At 41.8% G+C, this 12,149-nt stretch carries 11 protein-coding genes; all 11 read right to left on the reverse strand.

The window, feature by feature from the left end:
- Positions 1-169: 169 nt before the first annotated feature.
- The 11 genes from MXE28_RS07930 to rpmH all read right to left on the reverse strand — a co-directional run bounded on the left by MXE28_RS07930 (position 170) and on the right by rpmH (position 11,750).
- Positions 170-1,033 carry a methylenetetrahydrofolate reductase gene (locus MXE28_RS07930; protein WP_021840454.1) on the reverse strand — a complete coding sequence of 288 codons (864 nt, stop codon included), beginning with the start codon at positions 1,031-1,033 and terminating at the stop codon, positions 170-172.
- A 117-nt stretch (positions 1,034-1,150) separates the two neighbouring features.
- Positions 1,151-3,577, reverse strand: coding sequence for a homocysteine S-methyltransferase family protein (locus tag MXE28_RS07935; protein WP_156705459.1), 2,427 nt, complete (start codon positions 3,575-3,577; stop codon positions 1,151-1,153).
- Positions 3,578-3,762: 185 nt separating this feature from the next.
- Complete coding sequence (locus MXE28_RS07940) at positions 3,763-4,455, reverse strand: vitamin B12 dependent-methionine synthase activation domain-containing protein (RefSeq protein WP_021840456.1); 693 nt, start codon at positions 4,453-4,455, stop codon at positions 3,763-3,765.
- 300 nt (positions 4,456-4,755) lie between these two features.
- A complete protein-coding gene (gene rsmG, locus MXE28_RS07945; RefSeq protein WP_226974464.1) occupies positions 4,756-5,481 on the reverse strand; it encodes a 16S rRNA (guanine(527)-N(7))-methyltransferase RsmG in 726 nt (241 codons plus the stop codon).
- An 8-nt stretch (positions 5,482-5,489) separates the two neighbouring features.
- Positions 5,490-7,367, reverse strand: a complete 1,878-nt coding sequence (gene mnmG, locus MXE28_RS07950) for a tRNA uridine-5-carboxymethylaminomethyl(34) synthesis enzyme MnmG (RefSeq protein WP_021840459.1) — start codon at positions 7,365-7,367, stop codon at positions 5,490-5,492.
- A gap of 193 nt (positions 7,368-7,560) precedes the next feature.
- On the reverse strand, positions 7,561-8,949 hold the full coding sequence (mnmE, locus tag MXE28_RS07955) for a tRNA uridine-5-carboxymethylaminomethyl(34) synthesis GTPase MnmE (protein ID WP_021840460.1): 1,389 nt from the start codon (positions 8,947-8,949) through the stop codon (positions 7,561-7,563).
- Between the two features lie 64 nt (positions 8,950-9,013).
- Positions 9,014-10,132 (reverse strand): RNA-binding cell elongation regulator Jag/EloR, encoded by a 1,119-nt coding sequence (jag, locus tag MXE28_RS07960; protein WP_021840461.1) that lies wholly within the window; start codon positions 10,130-10,132, stop codon positions 9,014-9,016.
- A 2-nt stretch (positions 10,133-10,134) separates the two neighbouring features.
- Complete coding sequence (locus MXE28_RS07965) at positions 10,135-10,791, reverse strand: YidC/Oxa1 family membrane protein insertase (protein ID WP_021840462.1); 657 nt, start codon at positions 10,789-10,791, stop codon at positions 10,135-10,137.
- A gap of 120 nt (positions 10,792-10,911) precedes the next feature.
- Positions 10,912-11,154 (reverse strand): membrane protein insertion efficiency factor YidD, encoded by a 243-nt coding sequence (yidD, locus tag MXE28_RS07970; protein ID WP_021840463.1) that lies wholly within the window; start codon positions 11,152-11,154, stop codon positions 10,912-10,914.
- A gap of 14 nt (positions 11,155-11,168) precedes the next feature.
- Positions 11,169-11,537, reverse strand: a complete 369-nt coding sequence (gene rnpA / locus MXE28_RS07975; protein ID WP_021840464.1) for a ribonuclease P protein component — start codon at positions 11,535-11,537, stop codon at positions 11,169-11,171.
- A 78-nt stretch (positions 11,538-11,615) separates the two neighbouring features.
- Positions 11,616-11,750 (reverse strand): 50S ribosomal protein L34, encoded by a 135-nt coding sequence (gene rpmH / locus MXE28_RS07980; protein WP_006555255.1) that lies wholly within the window; start codon positions 11,748-11,750, stop codon positions 11,616-11,618.
- Positions 11,751-12,149 lie beyond the last annotated feature (399 nt).

Below are 12,149 nucleotides of genomic sequence, written 5' to 3' on the forward strand. Positions count from 1 at the left end.
CCTTCCTCAAAGTGCATAGACTCTTTAGCGCCCCAAAATTTGACAAAGAGCCATTAAATATCATTCACATTGTTTCACGTGAAAAAAAAACGATTCGTCACCTTAATAACGAATCGTTTTTTTGTCATTCAATTAAAATAAGTTTAGTAAATTTAACAAAGGATTTCTATTACACGTGGTCAATCAGATATAAAACAGTCTGTATGTCATTAAGTGGCATAATATGAACACCTTGAGCTACTTTCTTTATGGCCAGCAATGTTTCCAAGGCGATTTCAAGTCCTGCCTCTTTGCCGCCTTTTTCCATACGGTCTAATATATCTTCCGTCAATGAAATTCCCGGCACCTTCGTATGAAGGTATGTGGCCATTTTAAAACTTTTCAAAGGAATGAGCCCTAACATAACCGGAATTCCTAAAGGAGCTACCATATCAATAAAACGTTTAGCCTTTTCTAAATCATAAATCGGTTGCGTCTGAATAAAATTAGCACCCGCTTCTACCTTGCGAATTATTTTAGCTTTTTCCTCTTCCAAGTCATCAGCCCCCGGATTACCGGTTGTGCCAATGTAAAAATTTGTTGGCACTTCAAGTTCATTACCGGCCAAGTCAAAACCGCTATTTAAAGTGTGAGCTATTTTCAACAAGCCCATAGAATCCACTTCAAAAATAGGTTTTGCATCAGGATGATCCCCTCTCGAAGGTTCATCACCGGTTAAGGTTAAAATATTATTAACGCCCAAAGCAGCGGCCCCTAAGAGTTCTGCCTGCAAGCCTAAAATATTTCTGTCGCGACAGGTCAGATGGAATATGGTATCAATCTGTGCCCGATATTTAATTAAATGAGCCAAAGCAATCGGACTCATGCGAAGTTTGGCCATCGGGCAATCAGCAATATTAATAGCATCCACTTTATCTAAAAGTTGTGCCGCTTCCTTAAAAGTTTTATTTGCCGAAGCACTTTTCGGCGGGTCCAATTCAACCGTAATGGTAAATTGTCCGGCTTTATGTTTTTCACGTAATGATGTAACCATCTAAATCCCCAACTCTCTCTTATAATTAAGTATTTTTTACCAGTCGAATATAATGCCGGGCATTCTCATACTATCCTCGGCATATTTAACGATAGCTGATAATAAGTAAAGAAATTATCAGTCGTCTCCAAGCAGTTTTTTAACAATATTAACGGCCGTAATCCCATCTTTAGCATACGAATCAGCCCCTGCCTTATCAGCATATTCCTGCGTAAGTACGGCACCGCCCACAAGAACCTTAGCCGGTAAACCTGCTTCGCGAATAGCTTCAATCGTCACGTCAATCATAGGCATCGTTGTTGTCATAAGTGAACAAATCCCTACGACCGTAGCATTTTCACGTTTAACGGCCGCTACAATTTCTTCCGGATCCACGTCTTTCCCCAAATCAACTACACGGTAACCGTTATTTTCGAGTAAAGCTGCTACGATATTTTTTCCTAAATCGTGAATATCACCTTTAACGGTCGCCACTATAACCGTATCTCGAGTTATGCCGCCGGAGTCCGGTAACACACGTTTAATGGTTTGGAAAGCACCTTGCATAGCTTCGGCAGCCAACATTACCTGTGGTAAAAAGACTTTACCGGCGCCGAATTTTTCCCCCACCACATTCATCGCTTCCGACAAGGCATGTTTTGTTATTTTCAAAGGATCAACACCATCAGCCAACGCCTTTTCTACTAATTCAATAACTAATTCTTTTTCCCCTTGTTCAACAGCATGCTGAATATTTTCTAAAGGATCATCACTGTTAAAAGAAACCGTGGCCACTTTTTTAGAAGCAGAACTTGTAACTGTACCTTCTTCGTCCAAGCCGTAATCGGCAATAAATTCAGCCGCGGCCGGATCAAAACCGAGTAATGTTCGTGCTGCCACAAAGGCTTTTTTTACAGTCGCATTTAAAGGATTAAGAATTGGTGCTGTCAAACCATGAGATACAGCCATTGTTAAAAATTGACTGTTTAAATATGGTCGTTGCGGCAAACCAAAGGACACATTGGATAAGCCCATAACCGTTGGAAAGCCGAATGTTTCTTTATACATCGCCAAGGTGCGAAGTGTTTGTACCGCACTGTCCTGACCACTTGCCAAAGTTAATACAAGCGGATCTAATAATAAATCCTGACTACGAAGACCATTCTCATAGGCGGCAAGTACAATTTCTTTAGCCAATTCCACTCTTTGTTCCGCCGTAGCCGGCAAATCACCACGGCCCAATGGTAAACATAAAAGGGTGGCCCCATAGCGTTTTGCTAAAGGCAATACTTGGGCCAATTGTTCCGGTTCCGCATTTACAGAGTTAATCAAAGGACGACCGGGATACATTTTTAAGCCCGCTTCCATCGCAGCCGCATCCATAGTATCAATGGAAAGGGGCACATCTACGAGCATACTGAGTTCCATAATAGCCCGTTTCATTATGGCCGCCGGATCTACATCAGGCACGCCCATATTAACATCCAATACAGCCGCACCGGCTGCCACTTGTGCCAAAGCATCACGTTTTACCATGGCAAAGCTGCCCTCTTTAATTTCTTTGGCCAATACTTTACGACCGGTCGGATTAATACGTTCACCGATAATAATCGGCTTTTCCGTATGCCCCACTTTAACAAAACCGGTACGACTGGTAAAGGCCGTAAACGGTGCAATTTCAGGTCGTTCTTTAGGTGTATGATTACCGGCCGCTTCAGCGATGGCTTTAATATGTAAAGGTGTACTGCCACAACAAGCACCCACATAGGTTGCCCCTGCATCAAGTAAGGCCGGTACATAAGAACCCATTTCTTCCGGCGATAAAGGGAATACCGTTTCCCGACCAACCAGCATCGGCATACCCGCATTTGGCTGAGCACTAATCGGCAAGTTAGTAACCGAAGCTAAGCGTTCAACTAACGGTATAAGCTGTTCCGGTCCTAAAGAACAATTAATACCTACCACATCGGCTCCCATGGCATCCATTAAAATAGCTGCCACTTCCGGCGGTGTCCCGGTGATAGTACGACCGTCTTCACTGAAGGAAAATTGACAAATAATCTTAACGTCCTCTTTAGTTTTATTTAATTTTTCACGAGCATCACGAGCAGCCAATAAGGCAGCACGCATTTCCTGCACATCTATAATTGTTTCAATGATTATGAAATCCACGCCCGCTTCAATTAAAGCTAAGGCTTGTTCATAATAAGTATCATAAACTTCATCAAAAGAAATCTGTCCCAACGGCTCTATGAACTGGCCGGTAGGCCCCATGGAACCGGCTACTTTAGCTGACGGTTTTACCTGGGCAATCGCCTTTTTAGCTGCCTTAACGGCGGCGGCATTAATTTCCGCCACACGATGTTCCAAACCGTAATCCGCCAATTTTAAACCACAGGCACCAAATGTATTAGTCGTTACGATATCACTGCCGTTTTTTAAATAGGCCGCATGAATTCCGGTGACTACCTCCGGATGTTCCACATTAAATAATTCGGGACAGTCCCCCTCCACTAAGCCCGATTGTTGGAGCATAGTGCCCATAGCACCGTCAAATATATACATACCTATCGCCTCTCTCTGTTCCTATTAACTCATATATTATCTATTAAAATTACTGTATCTTGGTTTACATTATTTAAGTTTACCTTATTAAGCTTCCGAAATTACTATACTTTCTTTAATTATCCAACCGGCTATACCTTGTTTAACTTCTTAACCGGCTATACCTAATTTAATTTCTTAACCGGCTACACTTTGCGTGATGCGCAGTTAACCTGACTGCAGGAACTGCAACCCCGTTTAATCCCCGGGCGTACATCACCGTTTTTTTCACAATCAAGAGCCCCTTTGGGAATGCAACCTATAATAGCTGTTACCGATTTGCGTGGAAACAGCAAGAATGTGTCCGTTACTTCAAGTCCTATATGACTCGTACCAATAATGGCCGCTAAATCTTTTTGCACATTCAGATTCCAATTACCGTAACCGGGACTGAATCGCCATGTCGTAGTATAACCCGCTTTAGCCGCTTCTTTCTCAATTAAGTCATTCACTTGATTCGCAACCTGTTCAACCGCCGTTGTAGCAGCCGCATCGACTAACAAGCCTAAGGTATAATTATTTTCTTTAAAAAGCTCAGCACTGCGCAGCTCTACACCTTCCCCAATGGTAACAGCCAAAACATATACTTTGTCCGCTTTTTCTAAATGTTTGCGAATCGAACTGCCTTCTACGATTAGGGGCGGATTGCTTTTTATCGTTCCCGTAGCGGCATCATAGTCATACGCTTCATAAACACCCTTCGGTTCCGCCACCAATTGTACTTCCAAACAAGCATCGGTTACATATTGTTTAGGAAAATCTGTTGCCTGGCGTAAGCCCGCATATCGTATTGTTTCTGCCACATCTATCTGTGGTAAACGACCATTGTAAATAGCCATACGCCTCGCTCCTCTCATCATCTTTCGCAAATATTTTCGGCCATCTGCACTTATAATCTATATAAAAAACTATTATAGATTTTGCCTATAATCTATAATCAACAAATATGGCCAACACATAAAAATATGTTACCTTTATTACCTTTTAATGTCAATAAAAAACCCCTTGCTAAAGGCCTGTAAACATATACATATCAAATGTACTTAGTTATAGGTTAAACCTTTAACAAGGGGAATTTTATTCATATCTTACCGATTTTATACATGCAGTAAGAACTTTATCTTATCAATATTAAGTTTTTAAACTAAAGGCTTAGTCTTAATATCCTTTGGCTTACGGGGATATAACTTAGGTGTTACACCTGTTTTCTTAATATAAATAATAGCCCGCTTATCATCGAGCGTTGGCAATTGTACCGGTTTTACCTGTTCAATGCTTCCTTTTAAAATCTTCAACGCTTTCGACGCTTCGGCCATTTCTTCCTCATAGGCGGCGCCTTTTAAAGCTACCATATACCCATTTTGTTTTACATACGGCAAAGCCCATTCGAGCAGTACCGGCAAGCGCGCCACCGCCCGACTGGTCACGAGATCGTACGCTTCACGATGCGCCGAATCATGGCTTATATCTTCCGCTCGACCATGTAATGTTGTTACCTTATGTAATCCCAATTTTGATATAACATCACTGAGAAAATTAAGTCGTTTTTGCAAGGAATCAAATAGCACAATTTCTAAATCAGGGCGCATAATAGCGAGCGGTATACCGGGGAAACCGGCACCTGTTCCCAAATCAAGAAGTTTTGCACCTTCTTTGAAAATAAGATCCTTATCATCCAAAGCTGTGAGGGAGTCTACAAAATGCTTCACCGCTACTTCGTGCGGATCCGTAATGGCCGTCAAATTGAGATACTTATTGGTTTCAATAAGCATTTCATAATAGGTCGTGAATTGACTTAATTGATCGGTTGTAGCCGAGAAACCGGCCGCCTTTAATTGAATCGCCAAATTATCGGTAAAGTTCATAGCCCCTCCTACTGTTGTTGTTCACGACGATATTGTTCTAATTGGATTAATAAAACCGACACATCCGCCGGTGATACACCGGAAATACGACTGGCTTGGCCGATGGAATGAGGTTTAATAGTCTTTAATTTCTGCTTGGCTTCCAAAGAAATGCCTTTCATGGAATCATAATCCCAATCGGCAGGAATAATCTTTTCTTCCAACTTGCGAACTTTTTCTACCTGTTCCATTTGCTTTTTAACATAACCTTCGTAGGTAATCATAATGTCGATTTCTTCTTCTACATCAGGACTGTAACGTTTTAAATCAAAGGCATCAGCCACATCGCCATAGCTTAATTCATTACGCTTTACCAAATCATAGGCAGTCATACCGGTTTTAATATGAGCGGTCCCCATAGATTCCAAGAGTGCCTGCACTTCTTTGGTTGGGTTAATATTTCGTGCTCGTAAGGCTGCTACACCTTCTTCGATTAACGATTTTTTATGCAAGAAACGCTGATACCGTTCATCCGATACGAGGCCGATTTCACGACCTTTTTCAGTCAAACGAAGGTCCGCATTATCCTGACGAAGCAATAAACGATATTCACTGCGGCTCGTCATCATACGATACGGTTCCTTGGTGCCTTTCGTTACCAAGTCATCGATTAAGACACCGATGTAGGCTTCGGAACGGGACAAAATAAACGGTTCTTTACCTTGCAAATATAAAGCTGCATTAATACCGGCCATGAGACCTTGAGCGGCCGCTTCTTCATAACCGGACGTACCGTTAGCCTGACCGGCGGAATACAAGCCTTTGATGTGTTTGACTTGAAGAGCCGGCGTCAATTGCAACGGATTTAAGCAATCATATTCAATGGCATAAGCAGGACGCATAATTTCTACATTTTCAAGACCCGGAATGGTGCGCAAAAATTGATACTGCACGTCGATTGGTAAGCTTGTACTCATGCCCTGTACGTACATTTCATTTGTGTGATTACCTTCCGGTTCTACAAAGAGTTGGTGACGGTTTTTATCACTGAAACGAACTACTTTATCTTCAATGGATGGGCAATAACGAGGGCCCGTACCTTCAATGATACCGGTATACATCGGTGCCCGGTTTAAGTTTCCGCGAATGATATCATGAGTTTCTTCCGTAGTATAGGTAAGCCAGCAAATCTGTTCATTGCGATCAGTCCAATCAGACATGAAAGAGAAGGCGCGGTACTTGCTGTCGCCCGGTTGTTCTACCATGTGATCCAAAGTTAAAGAACGTTTATCCACACGAGCCGGCGTACCTGTTTTAAAACGCATCAATTCAATGCCGTTTTTACGAAGCGAATCAGACAATAATTCAGCTGTACGCTGACCGTTAGGACCGCCGGTATAGGTCAATTCACCAAGAATAATTTTACCTTTCAAGTAAGTACCGGTGCAAAGAATGATAGCTTTCGCTTCATATACTTCGCCCAATTCACTCAAAATACCCTTTACTTCACCATCTTCGATAAGCAGTTCATTTACCATAATCTGTTTTACATTCAGATTATCCGTATTTTCAAGGGTTTCTTTCATCAAACGCTGATAAGCCACTTTATCAGACTGAGCACGCAAGGAATGCACGGCCGGACCCTTACCCATGTTCAGCATGCGCATCTGAATGGCTGTAGCATCCGCATTAATAGCCATTTGACCGCCTAAAGCATCCAGTTCATACACCAAATGACTTTTACCCGGGCCACCTACGGCCGGATTACAAGGCATCAAAGCAATATTATCTAAATTAAGAGTTGCCATAAGCGTGCGTTGGCCCATACGGGCTGTAGCCAAGGCCGCTTCGCAACCGGCATGACCGCCACCGATGACAATGACGTCATACGTATCTACTGTATACATACTATCTCCTATCCCTCTCTCGAGGCACTATTGTTCAGTAATTTTATACCAACCTCATTTGAGGTCTGTAATTTACATTATAAGCAAATTCAGTTGTCTAAGCAAAAACCTATATGACAACCAAGAAATTACCAAAAGTTTTACTTAAACAAAATAGTCAAATTTTGAAATTTACACTATTTTATTTACCTAATTATTTACCTAAGCAAAAACGACTGAATAATTCATCTACTAAGGATTCGCGCAAACTGTCCCCCGTAATATCCCCCAGTTGCTCCCAAGCAGTGCGTACATCAGTAACGATAAAATCAACCGGCAAGCCGGACTCAATATTATTCAAAGACTGTTCAATCTGCGATTTAGCCTGCTCCATCAAAGTAATATGGCGCACATTGCTAAGCATAGCGGATGATTCATTTTGAACCGTACCGCCATATACCAATTCTTTGACAGCATCAGCCAACACATCCATGCCTTCACCGTTAGCAGCACTAATCGGTGCAATAGCGGCAAATTGACCGTATTGAGCCACCGTATCGGCCGTAATGACCGCGCCCTTATCGGCTTTATTGAGGAATACGATGGTATTTTTATGAGAAGCTTCACGTAAAATGGCTTCTTCCTCCGCCGTCATAGGCTCCGATGCATCAATAACGCACACTACGATTTGAGCTTTATCCAAATACTCTTTAGCTCGATCTACACCGAGTTTTTCCACGATATCATCGGTCTCACGAATGCCGGCTGTATCAATCAAACGAACCGGAATTCCCTCAATAGTAATAGCTTCTTCAATGCTGTCACGGGTGGTACCCGGAATATCCGTAACAATAGCACGATTTTCACGCAAAAGAGCATTCATAAGGCTCGACTTACCTGCATTCGGACGTCCCACAATAGCCGTCATAATGCCATCACGCAACAAGCGCCCACGGTTAGCCGTAGCCAATAATTGATTGATTTTAGCTAAAATAGGCCGCAATTTATCCGCCGTTTCATCCATCGTAAGTTCTTCAATGTCTTCTTCCGGATAATCAATAGCCACTTCCAGATGTGAAATTAACTCAATCAACTGTTCTCTAATGGTGCGAATCATACCTGCCAAAGTACCATCCAGCTGTTTTACCGCAACCGCCAAAGATTGCTCCGATTTTGCCTCTATAATATCTATAACAGCTTCCGCCTGGGTAAGGTCGATGCGGCCGTTTAAAAACGCCCGTTTCGTAAATTCACCCGGCTCGGCCAAGCGAGCCCCCTGACGAAGCAATAATTTCAAAATTTCACGCACCACGATAATCCCGCCGTGGCACTGTACTTCTATAACATCCTCCGCCGTAAACGACTTTGGACCTTTCATGATTAAAACAAGGACCTCATCAAGGATTTCATCCTGTTTCTGAGGATCTATAATATGACCATATTGAATGGTTCGATTCGGCCGTTTTTCTAAAGGTACGGTTCCCTGTGCTTTAAAAACAGAACCAACTATTTCAAAGCAACGAGTGCCACTGACGCGAATAATGCCAACCCCGCCGATGCCGGGTGGCGTCGCAATGGCAGCAATCGTATCTTCTGTGTACATGGTGTTCTCCCTTGTGTAAAAATAAAACCCGATCATAGATCGGGTTTTATGACTCGCACATAGCTTATCGTTTATAAGCAATGACTACGTGACGATACGGTTCTTCACCTTCACTATCAGTCACAATATGTACTTCGTTTTGGAGCGTTAAATGAATAATTTTACGCTCGAATGCACTCATAGGTTCCAAGGAAATCTTTTGACGATTTCGTTTTACCTTCGAGGCAAGGCGTTTAGCCAAATTAACCAAAGTTTCTTCACGACGAGAGCGATAATTTTCTACATCCACTACGATATGACAATGGCCGGCTACTTCTTTATTAGCCACCAAGTTTGTTAAGTATTGAATAGCATCCAAGGTTTGACCATGTTTGCCGATTAAAATACCTAATTCTTCACCATGAATCTGGAATGTGATTTTCTCAGCAGTCATCATTTTTTCAATCTGAACGGATAAGCCCATTTTGCTAAACATATCTTGTAAGAACTGTTTACCTTTATCGGCAATCACCATCTGTTCTTCTTTAGAAACCGGTTCACGTTGCGGTTTTACAGCCGCTGCAACGGTAGTTGCCGCATCTTCCGCAGTCTCTTTAGCATCAGCTAATGTATCCGCAACGGTATCTTTTACATCAACCGCTACATCTTTTGCCTGCGCTTTCACATTAGCAATTTTTGCTTGTGCCGCATCAGCTGCTTCACCTAAATGTTGCTGTGCTTTATCAGCAAGTTCGGCAGCCTGTTCTTTCACTTCGCCGAATTTTTGCTGCGCCAATTCAGAAACTTCACCGGCTTTTTGTTGAGCCGCTTCCGCTACTTCATTGAATTTTTGCTGCGCTGCTTCGGCTACTTCTACAGCCGTGCTTTTAGCGTCAGCTACTTTTTCCTGCACAAATTCAGAAGCTTCACTAACTGCTGTTTTTGCTTCCGCTACTTTAGTCTGTGCCGTAGCCTGTACATTGGCTGCGGCCTGTTCAGCTGCAAAAGCTACTTTTTCAGTCAACGGAGCTTCTTCAAAATATAAACGCACTAACGCATCGCGACGACCAATACCCAAGAAACCGCTGGAAGGCTGTTCCAATACTTTCGTATCGGTTACGACCTTACCGTCAGCTTTAAGCTGTTCGGTGCCTTTGGCAACGGCATCAGCAATCGTTTTTGCTGAAACTTCAATATAATCCATAATTAAGCCTCCTTATTATCGTTGCGATAGATAAAGAACTGCTGAATCATTTGGAATATGTTTGATACAACCCAGTAAATAACCAAACCGCTTGGGAAATTCAAGCTGATATAACCAATGAATAAAGGCATGAAAATCTGCATTATCTTCTGTTGGCCGGCACCAGCACCGGTAGCATCTTGCGCAGTTTGTTTGCTCATTACAAATGTAGAAAGAGCACTTAATACAGGTAAAATATACAAATGATCCGCTTCACCCAAGCTTGGCAACCATAAGAAGCTTTCATATGCAGGATCATATGGATAGCCTTGCAACGCGTAGAAAATAGCGATTAAAAACGGCATTTGCACCAATAGCGGTAAACAACCGGATAAAGGATTAACGCCTAATTCTTTATACATCTTAGCAATTTCCTGTTGCGCACGCTGTGGATCATTCTTGTATTTATTCTGAATCTCTTTCATTTTAGGCTGCAATTTCTGCATGCCCTTCATAGATTTGACCTGTTTAGCCGTCAACGGCGCCAGGATTGCCTTAATCCCGATGGTCATAATAATGATCGCTATACCATAGCTTGGGAACCCTAATGCTTCTGTAAGATTATAGCAATACGTAAGCAAGGTCCGCATAAAATCAACTAATACCTGAAAAATTTCCATTAGTTTGCTCCTATACGAGTATTAATGACGAATACAAATGGCCTTTGCGTGTCTATATACGTTATGGTATGGTCTATATTTCATCCATACAGACACTTTGACATTTCCAAATTTGTGTTATCACGGAACCGGATCGTAGCCGCCCGGATTAAAGGGATGACAACGTAAAATGCGCCGAATTCCTAAATAACTGCCTTTAAAAGGTCCATATTTGCGTAATGCTTCCAAGGTATACGTCGAACATGAGGGATAAAATCGACAAGTTTTAGGCTTTAATGGAGAAATTCCATAGCGATAAAATTGTACCAAGCCGATGAATAGCATATTCAACAGTTTGGTTAAGAAGGTCAAACAGCGTTTCATGGATACGCCTCTTTCTAAGCTTCATTACTTTTAAGTAATTTGCTCTTTTTAAAAAGATACATCATTTCCTTACACGCTTGATCATAGGTGGCACTCGCCATGCGAGCCCGCCCTACAACCACAATAGCATAGCCTTCTCGGATAGCATGCTGATTAAGACGATACACTTCTTTCATAAGCCTGCGCGCCCTGTTGCGCTCCACCGCACCGCCTACCTTTTTACCGGTTACAAAACCGATCCGGGTAGCCTGCTTGGCCACGGGCATACGGTAAACTACACAGAGACGACCTACTTCATAATTGCCATGTTTATAGACAAGACGATATTCACTGTTTTTACGAATTCTTCGTTCTTTATCTAATTTAAATGTCAATTCACTCATATCATCATCCCATGCCATTATGAATAGAAAAACTTGGCAGCAGCGCCAAGTTTTTTCTCCTGCCTAAAAGCTATTATATTATGCAGATAATTTCTTTCTGCCTTTAGCACGACGTCTTTTCAAAACAAGACGGCCGCCAATAGTCTTCATACGTTCACGGAAACCATGAGTACGTTTTCTCCAAAGAGTATTTGGCTGATATGTACGTTTCATGTATAAAACACCTCCTTGAGATTGTTCTTGTAATTACTTATACCATAACAGCATAATTATAAATATAAAGCCATGTAATGTCAATACTCACTCGATAGATTCAATCATTATTAGCCATATACTGTGGATATATAATATATACATTATACTCTTAATAACGCCAAAAAGATATCCACAACTACGATGACAATTCTTCCTATTTCTGATAAAATATAGAGGATGAAATATAAAAGGAATATCATATTGTGACTAATAAAACTAGGTTATCAACAAGATATACACAACTTATGCACTACTTATCCACAACAGAAGTGATAACAGTATAAAGTCAGTGTTTATCAGTTGTTCTAACCTATTTATTTTTTCTCTTTTTTCACAAAAAACGAAGTTATACACAGG

The organism is Veillonella sp. KGMB01456 (assembly GCF_023051165.1).
Classification (GTDB): Bacteria; Bacillota; Negativicutes; order Veillonellales; family Veillonellaceae; genus Veillonella_A.

Coding starts and splice junctions, on each gene's coding strand:
- MXE28_RS07930 (WP_021840454.1), bottom strand. CDS start 1,033: ATGGTTACATCATTACGTGAAAAACATAAAGCCGGACAATTTACCATT.
- MXE28_RS07935 (WP_156705459.1), bottom strand. CDS start 3,577: ATGTATATATTTGACGGTGCTATGGGCACTATGCTCCAACAATCGGGC.
- MXE28_RS07940 (WP_021840456.1), bottom strand. CDS start 4,455: ATGGCTATTTACAATGGTCGTTTACCACAGATAGATGTGGCAGAAACA.
- rsmG (WP_226974464.1), bottom strand. CDS start 5,481: ATGAACTTTACCGATAATTTGGCGATTCAATTAAAGGCGGCCGGTTTC.
- mnmG (WP_021840459.1), bottom strand. CDS start 7,367: ATGTATACAGTAGATACGTATGACGTCATTGTCATCGGTGGCGGTCAT.
- mnmE (WP_021840460.1), bottom strand. CDS start 8,949: ATGTACACAGAAGATACGATTGCTGCCATTGCGACGCCACCCGGCATC.
- jag (WP_021840461.1), bottom strand. CDS start 10,132: ATGGATTATATTGAAGTTTCAGCAAAAACGATTGCTGATGCCGTTGCC.
- MXE28_RS07965 (WP_021840462.1), bottom strand. CDS start 10,791: ATGGAAATTTTTCAGGTATTAGTTGATTTTATGCGGACCTTGCTTACG.
- yidD (WP_021840463.1), bottom strand. CDS start 11,154: ATGAAACGCTGTTTGACCTTCTTAACCAAACTGTTGAATATGCTATTC.
- rnpA (WP_021840464.1), bottom strand. CDS start 11,537: ATGAGTGAATTGACATTTAAATTAGATAAAGAACGAAGAATTCGTAAA.
- rpmH (WP_006555255.1), bottom strand. CDS start 11,750: ATGAAACGTACATATCAGCCAAATACTCTTTGGAGAAAACGTACTCAT.